The 16,053-nt window shown below is 62.9% G+C and carries 14 protein-coding genes; 11 read left to right on the forward strand and 3 right to left on the reverse strand.

Translation table 11 applies throughout. The features are described from left to right. Positions 1 to 5: 5 nt before the first annotated feature. On the reverse strand, positions 6 to 1,100 hold the full coding sequence (locus PSN43_RS04640) for a LeuA family protein (protein ID WP_272699544.1): 1,095 nt from the start codon (positions 1,098 to 1,100) through the stop codon (positions 6 to 8). 321 nt (positions 1,101 to 1,421) lie between these two features. On the opposite strand from PSN43_RS04640, the gene nifH reads away from it, so the two are divergent. The 11 genes from nifH to PSN43_RS04695 all read left to right on the forward strand — a co-directional run bounded on the left by nifH (position 1,422) and on the right by PSN43_RS04695 (position 12,270). Then, the gene (nifH, locus tag PSN43_RS04645) at positions 1,422 to 2,252 is read left to right on the forward strand and encodes a nitrogenase iron protein (RefSeq protein WP_272699545.1); all 831 of its coding nucleotides are present in this window, start codon (positions 1,422 to 1,424) and stop codon (positions 2,250 to 2,252) included. 156 nt (positions 2,253 to 2,408) lie between these two features. Further along, positions 2,409 to 2,759: a P-II family nitrogen regulator gene (locus PSN43_RS04650; protein ID WP_272699546.1), complete on the forward strand. Its 351-nt coding sequence runs from the start codon at positions 2,409 to 2,411 to the stop codon at positions 2,757 to 2,759. Further along, the gene (locus PSN43_RS04655; protein ID WP_272699547.1) at positions 2,759 to 3,133 is read left to right on the forward strand and encodes a P-II family nitrogen regulator; all 375 of its coding nucleotides are present in this window, start codon (positions 2,759 to 2,761) and stop codon (positions 3,131 to 3,133) included. The genes PSN43_RS04650 and PSN43_RS04655 overlap by 1 nt, the downstream gene beginning before the upstream one ends. Before the next feature lie 22 nt (positions 3,134 to 3,155). Continuing rightward, positions 3,156 to 4,793 (forward strand): nitrogenase molybdenum-iron protein alpha chain, encoded by a 1,638-nt coding sequence (gene nifD / locus PSN43_RS04660; RefSeq protein ID WP_272699548.1) that lies wholly within the window; start codon positions 3,156 to 3,158, stop codon positions 4,791 to 4,793. Between the two features lie 9 nt (positions 4,794 to 4,802). Continuing rightward, positions 4,803 to 6,179 carry a nitrogenase molybdenum-iron protein subunit beta gene (nifK, locus tag PSN43_RS04665; protein ID WP_272699549.1) on the forward strand — a complete coding sequence of 459 codons (1,377 nt, stop codon included), beginning with the start codon at positions 4,803 to 4,805 and terminating at the stop codon, positions 6,177 to 6,179. A gap of 73 nt (positions 6,180 to 6,252) precedes the next feature. Further along, complete coding sequence (locus PSN43_RS04670; RefSeq protein WP_272699550.1) at positions 6,253 to 7,422, forward strand: radical SAM protein; 1,170 nt, start codon at positions 6,253 to 6,255, stop codon at positions 7,420 to 7,422. A gap of 16 nt (positions 7,423 to 7,438) precedes the next feature. Then, positions 7,439 to 7,741 (forward strand): (2Fe-2S) ferredoxin domain-containing protein, encoded by a 303-nt coding sequence (locus PSN43_RS04675; protein WP_272699551.1) that lies wholly within the window; start codon positions 7,439 to 7,441, stop codon positions 7,739 to 7,741. 176 nt (positions 7,742 to 7,917) lie between these two features. After that, positions 7,918 to 9,312 carry a nitrogenase iron-molybdenum cofactor biosynthesis protein NifE gene (gene nifE, locus PSN43_RS04680; protein ID WP_272699552.1) on the forward strand — a complete coding sequence of 465 codons (1,395 nt, stop codon included), beginning with the start codon at positions 7,918 to 7,920 and terminating at the stop codon, positions 9,310 to 9,312. Continuing rightward, positions 9,305 to 10,672: a nitrogenase component 1 gene (locus PSN43_RS04685; protein WP_272699553.1), complete on the forward strand. Its 1,368-nt coding sequence runs from the start codon at positions 9,305 to 9,307 to the stop codon at positions 10,670 to 10,672. The genes nifE and PSN43_RS04685 overlap by 8 nt, the downstream gene beginning before the upstream one ends. 17 nt (positions 10,673 to 10,689) lie before the next feature. Further along, positions 10,690 to 11,961, forward strand: a complete 1,272-nt coding sequence (locus tag PSN43_RS04690) for a radical SAM protein (protein ID WP_272699554.1) — start codon at positions 10,690 to 10,692, stop codon at positions 11,959 to 11,961. Positions 11,962 to 12,024: 63 nt separating this feature from the next. Continuing rightward, positions 12,025 to 12,270, forward strand: a complete 246-nt coding sequence (locus tag PSN43_RS04695; RefSeq protein ID WP_272699555.1) for a hypothetical protein — start codon at positions 12,025 to 12,027, stop codon at positions 12,268 to 12,270. Positions 12,271 to 12,461: 191 nt separating this feature from the next. Here the strand turns inward: PSN43_RS04695 and PSN43_RS04700 are convergent, their stop codons facing one another. Both PSN43_RS04700 and PSN43_RS04705 read right to left on the reverse strand, forming a co-directional pair. Then, complete coding sequence (locus PSN43_RS04700; RefSeq protein WP_272699556.1) at positions 12,462 to 14,045, reverse strand: sigma 54-interacting transcriptional regulator; 1,584 nt, start codon at positions 14,043 to 14,045, stop codon at positions 12,462 to 12,464. Between the two features lie 160 nt (positions 14,046 to 14,205). Further along, a complete protein-coding gene (locus PSN43_RS04705) occupies positions 14,206 to 16,023 on the reverse strand; it encodes a YgiQ family radical SAM protein (RefSeq protein WP_272699557.1) in 1,818 nt (605 codons plus the stop codon). Between the last annotated feature and the right edge of the window lie 30 nt (positions 16,024 to 16,053).

Below are 16,053 nucleotides of genomic sequence, written 5' to 3' on the forward strand. Positions count from 1 at the left end.
GTCTCCTAATTCTTGGCGAGTTCGGTCAATTCACTGCCGGTCAGGGGGCGTTCCAACTCCCAGGCCAGTTTCCTTACTTCGTGGACAAGGGCCGCAAGCCCCTGCTCCGGAAGGTCGAGGCCGTTGTCGGCGAGGGCGCGGGCCACTGCCGCTCGCCCACTTTTTCCGCCAACCGCGACCATCCGGTTCGCGCCGATGCGCTCGGGATCGAACGGTTCGAAAAGACCGGGTGATTTGCTGAGGGCGTGCGCGTGCAGGCCGGACTCGCAAGCGAAAATGTCCTTGCCCGCGATCGCCTTGGTTCGGGGAACCGGTACCCCGGCAGCTTCAGAAACGAAATGGCAGAGTCCGCCAAGGTTCTGAACATCATACGCATGGCTTTCCTCCTTGATTGCCAGATAGGCGGCCAGCTCCTCGATGGCCGCGATGCCCGACCGCTCGCCTATGCCGAGCAGGCTGGCGTCGGCGTAATCCGCCCCGGCGGACAGCGCGGTGACGGCATTGGCCGTGGCCATGCCGAAGTCGTCGTGGCAATGCACGGCCAGGTCGATATCGAGCTTGTCCCTGAATGCGGCAACGAGCTCCATGGTCGCGGCGGGGGTGAGCAGGCCGAGGGAGTCTGACAGGCGGACGCGGGACGCGCCCACATCCTGCGCCAGCCCGGCCGCCTTGATGGCGAAGTCCCGATCTGCCCTGGATACGTCCTCAAGTCCTACGGAAACGTATTCGATGCCCATGAGACGGGCCGCGAGCACGGTGCGGGCCAATCGCTCCAGAAGCCCCTCGCGGTTGGTGCGGAGCCGTTTTTCGATGTGCAGGTCGGAAACCGGGACGCCGATGCTGATGCGTTCGATTCCCAACCGCGCGGCTGTGCGGATGTCCGTCTCGCGGCAGGGCGACCAGACGGACAGGGCGGTGCGGCCGCGCCGTTTTTTCGCCCTTCGCAGAAGTTCGTCCAACCCTTCCTGGCCGACCCAGCCAAGCTCGATCTCTTCCACGCCGATGGCCAGCAGGCCGGATACGATCCGTTCCCTGGCCGCCATGGAAAAGTAGGCCCCGAAAAGCTGCGCTCCTTCCCTGAGTGTGGTGTCGATCAACATGTGCTTCGTCCTTGTGGATGGTTGCCGGTAATAATTCCTCCTTGAGCATGAACGGTGCCAAACATGGCTTGAATTGTAACATACTGAAATTGCAACAATAGTTGTTTAACAAAAAAAGGATGAACCAACCTACGTTTTTGTAGGTTCCTACAGTTGTGTCTGTTGCCGTGGTCGCGTCCTACACTTTTGGTAGGTGACGCAGTCGTTGTGTAATTTTATATTTCTCCATTAATAATAATATGTTGTTTGTATTTGAGTAGATTGGCACGGGCTTTGCCAAATGAGGCCATCAACGCAAACAAACCCTTTGGAGGAGAAATCATGCGGAAAGTAGCGATCTATGGAAAGGGCGGCATCGGAAAGTCCACCACCACACAGAACACTGTCGCCGGTCTGGCGGAAATGGGCCGCAAGGTCATGGTCGTCGGCTGTGACCCCAAGGCCGACTCCACCCGCTTGTTGCTCGGCGGTCTGGCCCAGAAGTCCGTTCTGGACACCCTGCGCGAGGAAGGCGAGGACGTGGAGCTGGACGATATCCGCAAGCCCGGTTTCGGCGGCACCTGGTGTGTCGAGTCCGGCGGCCCGGAACCCGGCGTCGGTTGCGCAGGCCGCGGCATCATTACTTCCATCAACATGCTCGAGTCTCTTGGAGCCTATGAGGAATCCGAGGGTCTGGACTACGCCTTCTACGACGTCCTCGGCGATGTCGTCTGTGGCGGCTTCGCCATGCCCATCCGCGACGGCAAGGCCCAGGAAATCTACATCGTCTGCTCCGGCGAGATGATGGCCATGTACGCGGCCAACAACATCTGCAAGGGCATCATGAAATACGCCGAATCCGGCGGCGTCCGCCTGGGCGGTCTTATCTGCAACTCCCGCAACACGGACCGCGAGGCCGATCTGATCACCGAACTGGCGGCCAAGCTCGGCACCCAGATGATCTACTTCGTTCCCCGCGACAACGACGTGCAGCGTGCCGAGATCAACCGCAAGACCGTCATCGAATGGGACGGCTCCGTGCCCCAGGCCGATGAATACCGCGGACTCGCCAAGGCCATCGACGAGAACCAGATGTTCGTCATCCCGACTCCCCTGGAGATCGAAGAGCTGGAGCAGCTCCTGCTCGATTACGGCATCATGGAAGCTGCTTAATTCATTCCGAAGCTGACGCCGTCCGGGCGGCACCGGCGGGCGCGGAATCGAGAGGAGTCCGCGCCCATGGGGGAAAAGCATCCCTGAAAAACGGCGTCATTGACAGCTTCAAACAATCAAAACCCAACAATAAAGAAGAGATAGGAGAGAGCTGAAATGATGATAATGGTACGAGCGATTGTACGGCCCGAAAAAGCGGATACGGTGTTGGCCTCCCTTATGGATAACGGATTTCCCGCTGTCACTAAATACTCCGTGGCCGGTCGCGGCAAGCAGCGCGGCATAAAGATAGGCGAAGTCACCTACGACGAGATTCCCAAGACAATGCTCATGTGCGTGGTCAAGGCGGCGGACAAGGATTTCGTCATCAACACCATCATGGACGCCGCCCGTTCCGGCACCAAGGGAGCCTTCGGCGACGGCAAGATTTTCGTGTCCGATGTCGAGGACGTCTACACCATCAGCTCCGGCGTGAACGAGACAGCCGCCGCCGAGGAGGCCGCGTAATGAAGGAAGTCATCGCAGTCGTGCGCATGAACATGATGAACCAGACCAAGGCTGCCCTGACCGAAGCCGGTGTCGATGCCTTCTTCGCGCACGCGGCGGAAGGCCGGGGCAAGGGGTTCGTCAACGCTGCCGTCGTCCAGGGCGTTGAGAGCGGCTACGAGGAAGCCGCCGAAGTGCTCGGCGAGAAAGGCAAGCTGTATCCCAAGCGCATGGTCACGGTCGTGGTCCCGGACGACATGGTTGAAGACGTGGTCGAGGCCGTCATGGCCGTCAACCGGACGGGCAAGCCCGGCGACGGAAAGATATTCGTCCTCCCCGTGGGCGACGCGGTCCGCGTAAGAACCGCTGAAACCGGTGCAAAGGCCATAGCCTAGGCAACCTGAAGGAGTATCGAGAATGGCCAAGACGAAGAAAGTGGTGCAGCTCATGCCCACCGACATCAAGGAAGAGCTTCTGAAGAAGTACCCTCCCAAGGTGGCCCGGAAGCGCGCACAGCAGATAATGATAAACGAGGCCACGGAGTCCGAGGCGCCGCCCGAGATCCTGGCGAACGTCCGCACCATCCCGGGCATCATCACCATGCGTGGGTGCACCTACGCGGGCTGCAAGGGCGTCATCATGGGCCCGACCCGCGACATCCTGAACATCACCCACGGCCCCATCGGCTGCGGGTTCTACTCCTGGCTCACCCGCCGCAACCAGACCGATGCCGGTACGGACGGCGACAACTACATGCCCTACTGTTTCTCTACGGACATGCAGGACCAGGACATCATCTTCGGCGGCGAGAAGAAGCTCGCGGCCGCCATCCAGGAGGCCTACGACACCTTCCATCCCAAGGGGATATGCATCTTTGCCACCTGTCCCGTCGGCCTCATCGGCGACGACATCCACGCGGTGGCCAAGAAAATGAAGGAGAAGCTGGGCGACTGCAACGTCTTCGCCTTTTCCTGCGAAGGCTACAAGGGCGTGTCCCAGTCCGCAGGCCACCACATCGCCAACAACCAGGTCTTCACCCACCTTGTCGGCGAGAACGCGGAGCCCAAGGAAGGGCGGTACAAGATCAACCTTCTCGGCGAGTACAACATCGGCGGCGACGGGTTCGAGATCGACCGCATCCTGAAGAAGTGCGGCATCACCAACATATCCACCTTCTCCGGCAACTCGACCTACGACCAGTTCGCCTCGGCGCAGCACGCCGACCTGGACTGCGTCATGTGCCACCGCTCCATCAACTACGTGGCCGACATGCTTGAGACCAAGTACGGCATACCCTGGATCAAGGTGAACTTCATCGGCGCCAAGTCCACGGCCAAGTCCCTGCGCAAGATCGCCGAGTATTTCGGCGACCAGGAACTCATCGACCGCGTCGAGCAGGTCATCGCCGAGGAAATGCCTGCTGTCGAGGCCGCGGCCGCGAAGGTCCTTCCGCACACCGAGGGCAAGACCGCCATGTTGTTCGTCGGCGGCTCCCGCGCCCACCACTACCAGGATCTGTTCGCCGAGATGGGCATGAAGACTCTGTCCGCCGGTTACGAGTTCGCGCACCGCGACGACTACGAAGGCCGCCATGTCCTTCCGGGCCTCAAGGTCGACGCCGACTCCCGCAATATCGAGGAGATCGAAGTCGAAGCGGACGAGAAGCTCTACAGCCCGCGCAAGTCGCCCGATGAGTTCAAGGTCCTGGAAGAGGCCGGTTTCGAGTTCAAGCACTATGAGGGCATGAACGCCCAGATGGACAAGGGCACCCTCATTATCGACGACCTCAACCAGTACGAGGCAGACAAGCTGGTCGAACTGCTCAAGCCCGATATCTTCTGCGCGGGCATCAAGGAGAAGTTCTCCATCCAGAAGCTCGGCGTGCCCATGAAGCAGTTGCACAGCTACGACTCCGGCGGCCCCTATGCGGGATTCAAGGGCGCGATCAACTTCTACAATGAAATAGATCGGCTCGTGACCTCCAAGGTGTGGTCCTACCTGAAGGCCCCCTGGCAGGAATCCCCCGAACTGACCGCCACCTTTGTTTGGGAATAGGAGAATACCATGGTTTTACTGAGACATACACCCGTAGAGATCAAGGAGCGCAAGGCGCTCACCGTCAATCCGGCCAAGACGTGCCAGCCCATCGGAGCCATGTACGCGGCCCTGGGCATCCACGGATGCCTCCCGCATTCGCACGGTTCGCAGGGCTGCTGCGCCTATCACCGCTCGGCCTTGACCCGGCATTACAAGGAGCCCATCTCCGCGGCCACCTCGTCCTTTACCGAAGGCGCGTCCGTGTTCGGCGGCCAGGCCAACCTGTTGCAGGCCATCAACAACATCTTCACGGTCTACGAGCCTGAAGTGATCGCCGTGCACACCACCTGCCTGTCCGAAACCATCGGCGACGATCTGAACCAGATCTTCGACAAGGCGGAGAAGACCGGGAAGATTCCGGAGGGCAAGACCTGCATCGGCGCGCCCACCCCGAGCTACGTGGGTTCCCATGTGACCGGCTTCTCCAACATGGTCAAGGCCATGGCCAAGCTGGCCGAGCCGTCCGGCAGGAAAACCCACAAGGTCAACGTCATCCCCGGCTGGGTCGAACCCGCCGACATGGCAGAAATCAAGAGGTTGTGCGCCATGGTCGGCGTGGACGTCACCCTGTTCCCGGACACCGACGGCGTGCTCAACGCCCCCCTGACCGGCGAATACAAGATGTTCCCGGACGGCGGCGTGACCGTCGCGCAGTTGAAGAAGACCGGCGACGCCATCGGCACCCTGGCTCTCGGCGAGTGGTGTTCCGCGGACGCGGCGCGTTGGCTCGACGCCAAGTGCAAGGTTCCCTGCACCGTGCTGGACATGCCCTTCGGACTGGCGGCCACCGACCGCTTCATCGACGTGCTGCGCACCGTGGCGGGTGTGTCCGTGCCCGAATCCGTGGCCTACGAGCGCGGCCAGCTCGTGGATATGATTTCCGACATGCACCAGTACTTCTACGGCAAGCGCGTGGCCATCTGGGGCGATCCCGACCAGCTCATCTCCATGTGCGAGTTCCTGGTCTCCCTGGACATGCAGCCCGTCTACGTCGTCACCGGCACCCCGGGCAAGAAGTTCGAGGCCCGCATCAAGGAAATCTGCGCGGACCAGCCTTTCGAGGTCAAGGTCAAGGCCAAGGGCGACATGTTCCTCATGCACCAGTGGATCAAGAATGAGCCGGTCGACCTGCTCATCGGCAATACCTACGGCAAGTACATCGCCCGCGACGAGGACATCCCGCTGCTGCGCTGGGGCTTCCCCATCCTGGACCGCCAGGGGCACCAGTACTTTCCCACCGTCGGCTACAAGGGCGGGCTCAGGCTCCTTGAAAAGATCCTGACCCTGCTGCTGGATCGCAAGGACCGAGACGATCCGGAGACGACCTTCGAGCTCGTCCTGTAGCATTCAGACCAGGTCCGGGGCGGAGACCTTCCCCCTCCGCCCCGGATCAAACCCCGAAATCGAGAAGGCCGTCATGTCAAAGAGCAACGCCGAAGAATACGTTTTCCATCCCTGTTTCGGCATGGCCGCGCGCAAGACCGTGGGCCGTCTGCATCTGCCCGTGGCTCCGCGCAGCAACGCCCGCATCCGCTTTGCGGGCGGCAACGGCCCCGCGCAGGTCATGATGCCCGAGGAGGCACTGGCCCGCCTCGACCGCATCATGGATGAGGGCGGACGGATAGTCGTGGTCGGCATCACCGGCCCCGGCGATCCTCTGGCCGTTCCCGAACCCGCTTTGCGCACCCTGCGTCTGGTCCGGGAAAAGTATCCGGCCATGGCCCTTTGCCTGACCACGCTGGGCCTGAACGGGGCCGAATGCGCCCGGGAGTTGGCGGATATGGGCGTGTCCCATGTCACCGTGCTCGTGGACGCCGTGGACGCCGAAGTGGCCGAAAAGCTCTACGCCTGGATTCGTCCGTCCACGCGGACCGTGCCGCTGAAGGAGGCCGCCCGGCTGCTGGTCGAGGGCCAGGCCCGGACCGTGTCCGCCTTCAAGGAGGCCGGGCTGACCGTGAAGATCAACACCACCGTCTATCCCGGCTGCAACGCCGGTCACGTGGAGAAGATCGCCTCGGTCATGGCCGGTCTGGGCGCGGATATCATGGCCCTGGTCCCGTTCACCCCTGAAGAGGGCGCGGCGGACGCGCCTCCGGCCGCCGGAGATGAATTGCTCGCAGAGGTCCGTGAACGCGCGGCCCGGCATATCGAGATCATGCCCGCATTCAGCGAATGCGGCGCGGACCTCGTCGGCCTGGACGCCCCGGATGCCCGGGAACCTGTTCTCCCCAAGCCTTCGAAGGAACGGCCCAACGTGGCGGTGGTCAGCTCCACCGGCATGGATGTGGACCTGCACCTGGGCCACGCCGTCAAGGCCATGGTCTACGGGCCTCGCGGCGACGGCCTGGCCTGTCTCCTGGGCGTCCGCGATCTTCCGGAACCGGGTTCCGGAAACGGGCGTTGGGAGTCTTTGGCGGACATCTTGAGCGATTGTTTCGTCCTCCTCGCCGCATCGGCCGGAGAAAACCCCCGGCGCGTCCTGAGCGCCAAAGGGTTGTCCGTGCTGGTCACCGACGGCGAAATCGAGGGGACAGTGGACGCGCTCTTCGGCGGCGGGGAAAAAGGCAAGAAAAACAAGCGTCAATAAGAAGGAGAGTGAGTAAATGGCTATCCCCGAGAGAATGATAATCTGTTGCCAGTCCTTCCGTGCGGCGGGCGATCCCAAGGGCATCTGCCACAAGCAGACCGACGGGTTCCTGCAATACGTGGAGGAGGAAATTCTTGATCGCGGCCTGGACGCGCTGGTGGTGGGTTCCACCTGCCTCAAGCAGTGCGAGTCCGGGCCCATGATGGTCATCCAGCCCGAGAACTGGTGGTTCAAGGGCGTGGATTCCGAAGAGGCGATCGACGCAATTCTGGACGGCCTGGAAGACGGCGAGCCCGCCGCCGAATACCTGGCCTCCTAGGAATCGAGAGTCCCATGCCGAAAGCCGTCGTCCGCCAGCATCATCCGCGTCGAACCGAACGGCCCAAGGCGGTCCCGCCGCCCCCATCAAAGATGTGGTTGTCCGTGAGGGGCGGCGGGGCCAGGGGAGCCGAAGGCTCTCCAGGGGATTGCAATCCAGCCACAGAGGGAAAAACAATGAGTACGATCAGCTCGACTCTTCTCGAAGAGAGAAAGGACCAGATACACCGGACCGGCGAAGGGGCCATCGACATCGCCTGCAACCGCGAATCCCTGGCGGGCGCGGTCAGCCAGCGCGCCTGCGTGTTCTGCGGCTCGCGCGTGGTCCTCTATCCCATCGCCGACGCCCTGCACCTGGTGCACGGCCCCATCGGCTGCGCGGTATACACCTGGGACATCCGCGGTTCCCTGTCCAGCGGTCCCGAACTCCATCGCCTGTCCTTTTCAACCGATCTCCAGGAGACCGACGTCATCTTCGGCGGCGAGAAGAAACTCGAAGCCGCTCTGGACGAGCTCATCGACCGCCATTCCCCCAAGGCCGCTTTCGTTTATTCCACTTGCATCGTGGGGCTCATCGGCGACGATCTGGAAGCGGTCTGCCGCAAGATGGCCGAGAAAAAGGGCATCCCGGTGCTGCCGGTCATGTCCGAGGGGTTCAAGGGCAACAAGCGGGCCGGATACCTGGCCGCGTGCAATGCCATGTTCAGGCTCGTCGGCACGGGCGACACTACCGACATATCGCCTGTTTCCATCAATATTTTCGGTGACTTCAACCTGGCCGGAGAAATCTGGATCATCCGCGAGTACTTCGAGAGGATGGGCGTCCAGGTGGTGGCCAACGTGACCGGCGACGGCCGCGTGGCCGATATCGGCCGGTGTCACAGCGCGGCCCTGAACCTGGTTCAGTGTTCCGGGGCCACCCAGGATCTGGCTAAGATGCTGGAAGAGAAATACGGCACGCCGTTCAAGCGCGTTTCCTACCTCGGCATCGAGGACATGGCCGAATCCCTTTACAAGGTAGCCGACTTCTTCAAGGACAGGGACCCCGGGATCGTGGAGAGGACGCAGACCCTGGTCCGCGACGAGCTGAGCAGGCTCATGCCCGAGCTGGCCCGCTATCGCAGGGACCTGGAGGGCAAGAAGGTCGCCATGTACGTGGGCGGTTCCTTCAAGGCGTTCTCCCTGGTCAAGGCCTTCCGGCACCTGGGCATGAAGGTCGTGATGGTCGGCTCCCAGACCGGCACCAGTGAGGACTACGCGGAGCTTGCCGAGATCACCGATCCCGGCACGGTCATCATCGACGACGCCAACCCGCTGGAACTGTCCCATTTCATCAAGGAAAAGGACGTGGACGTGTTCGTGGGCGGGGTCAAGGAACGGCCCATCGCCTTCAAGCTCGGCGTGGGGTTCTGCGATCACAACCACGAGCGCAAGGAAGCCCTGGAGGGATTCAGCGGGATGCTCAATTTCGCCCGGGAAATCCATTCATCCGTCATGTCCCCGGTCTGGCGGTTCGTCCCCCGGCGCGCCGGACGGGCGGAGGCAGTCCGCAAGGAGGCAGTCAATGAGTAAGGTCAAGGCTGCAAGGCCCAATTTCGTCTCCACCACCAACGCCTGCAAGCTGTGCACCCCGCTCGGAGCCTCCCTGGCATTCCGGGGCGTGGAGGGGGCCATCCCTTTCCTGCATGGCTCGCAGGGGTGCGCCACCTACATGCGCCGTTACATCATCTCCCATTTCCGCGAGCCGGTGGACATCGCCTCTTCGGCCTTGGGCGAGAAGAACGCCATCTATGGCGGCGGTCCGAATCTCAAGAAGGGCATCCTCAACGTCATGAAGAAGTACGAGCCGCAGCTCATCGGGGTGGCCACCACCTGCCTGACCGAGACCATCGGCGACGACGTTCCCATGTATTTCAATGAATTCTACAAGGAATTCGGAGACCTTGATCTTCCCGAATTGGTCCGGGTCTCGACCCCCAGCTACAACGGCACCCATACCGACGGCTGGCACGGCGCGGTCCGTTCCCTGGTGGAGCAGCTTTGCCTGGAAAAGGCGGCTCCAACCGGCCGGGTGAACATCCTGCCGAACATGGTTTCCTGCGAGGACGTGCGTCACCTGCGGGACATCTGCGACCACTTCGGCATCGGAGCCACCATCCTTCCGGACATATCCGAGACCTTGGATGGCCCGGCACTGGAGGACTACGTCAAGATCCCCGAGGGCGGCACGCCCATCAGGGACATCAAGGCCATGAGCGGGGCCGAGGCGACCATTGAGTTCGGCCGTTGCCTGCCCGCACGAACCGGCGGTTCCAGCCTGGAGGAGCGGTTCGGCGTGCCGAATCACCGTCTGGGCCTGCCCATGGGACTGCGCGAGTCGGACCGCTTTTTCGAGGCGTTGGAGGATATCTCCGGCACGCCCCTACCGCGCCGCTACGAGTTGGAGCGCGGCCGGTTGGTGGACGCCTACGTGGACGGCCACAAGTACGTCTTCGGCAAGCGCGCCGTAGTCTACGGCGAGGAGGATCTGGTGGTCGGCCTGTGCGCCTTCCTGTCCGAGATCGGCGTGGACGTGGTCCTGGCCGGGACCGGTTCGCGCGGCAAGGGGCTGGAAGAAGCCGTGGCCCGCGTCACCGACGGCGTGGCCCGGGTGGCTCCCGAGGTCCGCGAGGGCGTGGACTTCCACGATATCGCCGCCGAGGCGGGCGAACTCGCCCCGGATCTGCTCGTGGGCCATTCCAAGGGCTACCGTTACGCCAAGGAATGGGGCGTGCCGCTGGTGCGGGTGGGGTTCCCCATTCATGACCGGTTCGGCGGACAGCGTATCCGGACCGTCGGTTACGGGGGCGCCCAGGCTTTGTTCGATCGCGTGGTCAACGCGGTCATCGGCAAGAAGCAGTCGGACAGTAGCATCGGCTACGGTTACATATAGCGATGGAGGATTCGTCAATGAGCGCCAAGGACACCACCAGGCATCCCTGTTTCAATAAGGACAGCGCCGGAAGCTGCGGCCGCGTGCATCTGCCCGTGGCACCCAAGTGCAATATCCAGTGCAATTACTGCAATCGGAAATACGACTGTGTGAACGAGTCCCGTCCCGGCGTGACCAGCGGTGTGCTCAAGCCGTTCCAGGCCGCGGAATACATGGACAAGGTCCTGGAGAAGGAGCCGCGCATCACCGTTGCGGGCATCGCCGGTCCCGGCGATCCCTTCGCCAACGCCGCCGACACCCTGGAGACCATGCGCCTGCTGAACGAGCGCCATCCCGAGCTGCTTTTCTGCCTGTCCTCCAACGGCATGGGCATCCTGCCGTATCTGGACGACATCGCCGAGCTGGGCGTCTCCCACGTGACCATCACCATCTCGGCCGTGGACCCGGCCATAGGGGCGGAAATCTACGCCTGGGTCAAGGACGGCAATGTGGTCTATCGGGGAGAGAAGGGCGCGGCCATTCTTCTGGACCGCCAACTTGCGGCCATCAAGGGCCTCAAGGAGCGCGGCATTACCGTCAAGGTCAATTCCATCGTCATCCCCGGCGTCAACGATCATCATATCGTCGAGGTGGCCAAGGTATGCGCCTCGCTCGGGGCCGACATTCAGAACATGATCCCGCTCAAGCCGACGGCCGACACCCCGTTCGCGCACATTCCGGAACCGGGCCGCGAGACCGTCCTGCCCCTGCGCAAGGAGGCCGAGGTCCATATCAAGCAGATGACCCACTGCAAGCGGTGTCGCGCCGACGCCGTGGGGCTGCTCGGCAACGATCAGTCCGCGTCGCTGTGCGGCACGCTTCAGGCGTGTTCCCGGCTCAAGCCGCTGGAGGCGAAGATGGCCCGCCCGTATGTTGCCGTGGCCACCCGCGAGGGGCTGCTAGTCAACCAGCATTTGGGCGAGGCGGCGGCTTTCCAGATCTGGGGCGAGTCCGAGTCCGGCGGCTTCCGGCTCGTCGAGGAGCGCCAGGCCCCGCAGGCGGGATGCGGCCCCAAACGATGGGCTGAGCTCGCCGCCGTGCTCAAGGACTGCCGGGCGGTGCTGTGCGCCGCCGTGGGCGAGACCCCGCGTATGCTCCTTGAGGAGCACGGCGTCGGGTGCCACGCCGTGGACGGCTTCATCGAGGACGCCCTGCGCTACGTTTTCGAGGGCGGCGACATCAACGCGCTGAAAGTGCGCCGGAGCGGCATCGGCTCGGGGTGCGCCGGAGGCGGCGCGGGGTGCGGGTAGTCGCGCCGGATGACGTTTTTTCGGACTTCGGTCCGCAACCCTGAGGAAATCAAGGAGAAGCAGATGAACAAGGCGACGTTGGAAAAGGTTTTCGAGTACGCGTCCAGGCCCGTGCAGGGGACCATGTCCCGCAAGCTGCGCAAGGATGTGAAGATTCAGGTCAACGAGGGCGAGGTTTACGAGGGCGCGACTCTCTTCCTGGGCGAGGAGTTCGTTCGCGTGACCTGCGTCAGGGACGGCATGAACGTGAATACATATTATGATTGGGAAAAGATCGCTTCCGTGCGTACCCTGGGCGCGATCGAATAATGCCGCTCGGCATCGGAAGACGAGGCCTCGCCGGATTCCCGGCGGGGCCTTTTTCCGTGTTTCGGGCGCGGGCCGCCGCAACCGGGCCGGGAAAGGGTGTCTGCGCGGGAGGGGCGGCAAAAGCTCGGCGCCCCCCGCCGGAAGTCCGACGGAGGGCGCCTTGCGTAGGGTGGAGGTGGTATGCCGTAAATTTATGTCTGGCTTTCCTTGATGCGCCGGAGTTTGGCCCTGCCCTCGGCGATCATGGATTCGAGCCCGTATTTCTTGACCCGGTAGCCCATCTGGCGTGCTGACAGGCCGAGAGCTTCGGCCGCCTTGTACTGGACCCAGCCGTTGCGTTCCAGGGCGGCCATGACCTCGTTGCGTTCGAATTCCCTGAGCGAGGTGTGGCGAGGAACGTCCCCGGAGACGGGAATGACCTCCTGCACTGCGGCGGACTGGGCCGGTGCGAGGTATGATTTGAGAAATTCAAGGCTGATGCGGTCTTCCTCGGACATGATGACCAGCCGTTCGATGAGATTCTGCATCTCGCGCACGTTGCCGGGCCAGTCGTAGCGGATCAGCGCATCCAGGGCCGTTGAGGTCAGGTGGATGCTCCGTCCGTAGTTTTCGGCCATCTTGCGCAGGAAATGGTTGAGCAGCCCGGTGATGTCCTCCTTGCGCTCCCTGAGCGCGGGCACGCGGATGGGGAAGACGTTCAGCCGGTAGTACAGGTCCAGGCGGAACCGGCCGCGTTCCACCAGGTGGCCGAGGTCCCGGTTGGTGGCAGCGAGGATGCGCACGTCGACCGTTCGGGTCCGGCTGGACCCGAGCCGTTCCAGCTCCTTGTCCTGGAGCACGCGCAGGAGTTTGGCCTGGAGCTCCATGGGCAGTTCGCCGATTTCGTCCAGGAATATGGTTCCGGTGTCCGCTTCCTCGAACCGGCCGGGCCGGGTGGCCGAGGCACCTGTGAAGGCTCCTTTCTCGTGGCCGAAAAGTTCGGATTCCAGGAGGGTGCCCGGGATCGAAGCGCAATTGACCTTGATGAACGGGTTGCCCTTGCGTTCGGACAGCTCGTGGATGATGCGGGCGATGAGCGTCTTGCCCACGCCGGATTCGCCCAGCAGCAACACCGTGGCCCTGGTGGGGGATACCTTCTCCATCTGGCGCTGGACTTCGACCATGGCCGAGCTCTGGCCCACGATGTACGGTCCCTTGGTGTTCTTGGAAATCTGGTACTTGAGGGAGGTGTTCTCCCGTTTCAGGGCGGCTTCGCGGGCCATGATCTTTTCGTTCAGGCTGAGGAACTGGCTGATGAGCGTGGCCACCACCTTGAGAAAATCGACGTCCTCCTCGAAACCGATTTCGTCCTCGAAGAGACGGTCCACGTTGAGCACGCCGATGGGGTCGCCGTGCAGGAGGATCGGCACGCCGATGAAGGAGATCATGCCGCGCTTGACCCGGCGCGACCCGGTCTTGTCCAGGAAGAGCGGCTCGTTGTCGATGTCGGGAACGTAATATGGTTCGCCGGTCTGGAATATGCGTCCGGTGACGCCCTCGTCCAGGCGGTACACGCCGCGCCGCTTCTCCTCGGCCGTCAGTCCGTAGGAGGCGTTGATGGACAACTGACCCGTCTCGGGGTCGAAGAGGGTGACTGTCGCCCGCTGCATGGCCAACTGTTCGGACAGGATTTTCAAAACGCCGTCCAATGCCGTCTGCAGTTCGATGGTCTGGTCGATGACCTGGCAGATGGTCTGCAGGGCCGACAGTTTCAATCCGTGGACGCTCACATGCATGGGGCATGTCAAGCAAACTCAATGCCATGAACGAAATATGGCGGCAGTCCGGGCATTTCGCCGGAACCCGCATACGAAAAGGGAAGAAAATTTTTACAAAAAAGTAATTGCCAAATCGCGGATGTACATATCTGCAATATTCAGCGGCCCGGAACCTCGGCTATTTTCTGTGCCGCGTTCCGCCGCGCCGAGGCCGGTTTCGTCCGTTTCCGCGGGGCCCGGCTCCGGGCGGCCTGCCCGTGTCGGGCATGAGGATGGCGTGTTGGCGGAGCCGTTCGGCGTCCGTCTTGGCCACATGAATAGGCTTGCCCTGCATGTCGCATTCGGCGTGAAACATGGCCGCGGCGGCCGTGCCGGGCAGGGGGATGAAGCACTGGACCTGCTCGGGCCGCCAGCCTCGCGAATCGAGCCAGGACCGCAGCTCGCGCATGTCCTCCTCGGTGCAGCCGGGGAAGGCGGACATGAGGTACGGGATGACGTATTGCTTTTTGCCCGCCTTTTTCGACTCCTTGTCAAAGAGGTCGAGGAAGGTCTCGAAGGTCGAGAAGGACGGCTTGCGCATGAGCTTGAGCACGTGGTCCACCTGGTGTTCGGGAGCGACCTTGGCCTGGCCGCCCACGAATTCGCGGATCAGGGTGGTCAGGGCCCGCATGTCGGTTACGGCCAGGTCGATGCGCCAGCCCGAGGCCACGCGGACGTGCTCCACGGAGTTGACGTCGGACACGGACCGCAGCAGGCCGACGAAATCGCGCTGGGCCACGCGGTAGTGTTTGCAGATGCGCGGGGTGAGGCAACTGGGCCGTTCGCATTTCGACTGGTCCGAAGCGCAGTGCGCGCCCCACATGTTTGCGCTGGGGCCGCCCACGTCGGAGATGGACCCGGTCCATCCCTTGACCTCGGTGATGGCCTCGACTTCCTTGAGGATGGACTCGCTGCTCCTGGAGCGGATGGTCCGTCCCTGGTGCAGGGCTAGGGTGCAGAAGGAGCAGCCGCCCGAGCAGCCCCGGTGGGTGGTCACGCTGGTGCGGATCATGTCCGCCGCCGGGATGCGTTCGCGGTAGGCGGGGTGAGGCAGCCGGGTGAAGGGCAGCTCCGCCAGCTCATCCAATCCCTCGGAATCGAGAGGCGGGCCGGGCGGGGTAATCAGGACCAGCCGTCCGCCGGTCTCCTGTATGGCCGTGGCCTTGTTCTGGTGGACCTGCCTTTCGAGCAGCTTCGTGGCCTCGATGAGCTGTCTCGGGTCGGCCAGGATGGCTTCGTGAGAGGGCAGCTCCAGAATCTCCGCGCCCCCTGGAATGTCGTCCCTGGTCCCTGTCACGGCCAGGCCGGGGAGTCCCGCCAGTTGCGGGCGCAGGGCGCGGAGGTCCACCTCGCCTGTCTCGTCGAGGATGGTTTGGATGATCCTGGCCGTGGCTATGATGGAATTTTCGGCCATGCCGTAGGTGATGGCCGTGGCCTTGGAATCCAGGAGCACGGATTTGCGCACGGAATCGGACCAGAAATCGTAGTGGGAGACCCGCCGCAGGGACGCTTCGATGCCGCCCAGGATTACGGGCAGCCCCGGAAAAGCCCGCTGCACCGCGTTGGTGTAGGCTATGCACGCCCGGTTGGGACGTGCGCCCGCCTGGCCGCCCGGAGTGTAGGCGTCGTCGGATCGTTTCTTGCGGAAGGCCGTGTAGTGGGCCAGCATGGAATCCAGCGAACCGGCCGTGACGCCCGCAAACAGCCTCGGGCGGCCCATGCGCATGAGGTCGTCCGCCCCGTCCCGGGCGGGCTGGGCGCAGATGCCCGTGCGGAAGCCGTGACGGACCAGCCAGCGTCCGAGCAGCGGCGCGCCGAAAGAGGGGTGGTCCACATAGGCGTCGCCCGTGACCAGGAGAATATCCAGCTCCTCCCAGCCCAGTTCGTCCATCTCCCGGCGGGACATGGGCAGTACGCGGGGCTGGCGGAGGTGCCGTGCGTTTTCGTTGGATGCCATCTTACCATGATGACGTACTCGTCGGTTTTG

Source organism: Desulfovibrio sp. Fe33 (genome assembly GCF_028532725.1).
In the GTDB taxonomy this organism is placed as follows: Bacteria; Desulfobacterota; Desulfovibrionia; order Desulfovibrionales; family Desulfovibrionaceae; genus Pseudodesulfovibrio.

Bases quoted from the DNA above. Each gene is read 5' to 3' on its own strand.
- PSN43_RS04640 (WP_272699544.1), bottom strand. From the start codon at position 1,100: ATGTTGATCGACACCACACTCAGGGAAGGAGCGCAGCTTTTCGGGGCC.
- nifH (WP_272699545.1), top strand. From the start codon at position 1,422: ATGCGGAAAGTAGCGATCTATGGAAAGGGCGGCATCGGAAAGTCCACC.
- PSN43_RS04650 (WP_272699546.1), top strand. From the start codon at position 2,409: ATGATGATAATGGTACGAGCGATTGTACGGCCCGAAAAAGCGGATACG.
- PSN43_RS04655 (WP_272699547.1), top strand. From the start codon at position 2,759: ATGAAGGAAGTCATCGCAGTCGTGCGCATGAACATGATGAACCAGACC.
- nifD (WP_272699548.1), top strand. From the start codon at position 3,156: ATGGCCAAGACGAAGAAAGTGGTGCAGCTCATGCCCACCGACATCAAG.
- nifK (WP_272699549.1), top strand. From the start codon at position 4,803: ATGGTTTTACTGAGACATACACCCGTAGAGATCAAGGAGCGCAAGGCG.
- PSN43_RS04670 (WP_272699550.1), top strand. From the start codon at position 6,253: ATGTCAAAGAGCAACGCCGAAGAATACGTTTTCCATCCCTGTTTCGGC.
- PSN43_RS04675 (WP_272699551.1), top strand. From the start codon at position 7,439: ATGGCTATCCCCGAGAGAATGATAATCTGTTGCCAGTCCTTCCGTGCG.
- nifE (WP_272699552.1), top strand. From the start codon at position 7,918: ATGAGTACGATCAGCTCGACTCTTCTCGAAGAGAGAAAGGACCAGATA.
- PSN43_RS04685 (WP_272699553.1), top strand. From the start codon at position 9,305: ATGAGTAAGGTCAAGGCTGCAAGGCCCAATTTCGTCTCCACCACCAAC.
- PSN43_RS04690 (WP_272699554.1), top strand. From the start codon at position 10,690: ATGAGCGCCAAGGACACCACCAGGCATCCCTGTTTCAATAAGGACAGC.
- PSN43_RS04695 (WP_272699555.1), top strand. From the start codon at position 12,025: ATGAACAAGGCGACGTTGGAAAAGGTTTTCGAGTACGCGTCCAGGCCC.
- PSN43_RS04700 (WP_272699556.1), bottom strand. From the start codon at position 14,045: ATGCATGTGAGCGTCCACGGATTGAAACTGTCGGCCCTGCAGACCATC.
- PSN43_RS04705 (WP_272699557.1), bottom strand. From the start codon at position 16,023: ATGGCATCCAACGAAAACGCACGGCACCTCCGCCAGCCCCGCGTACTG.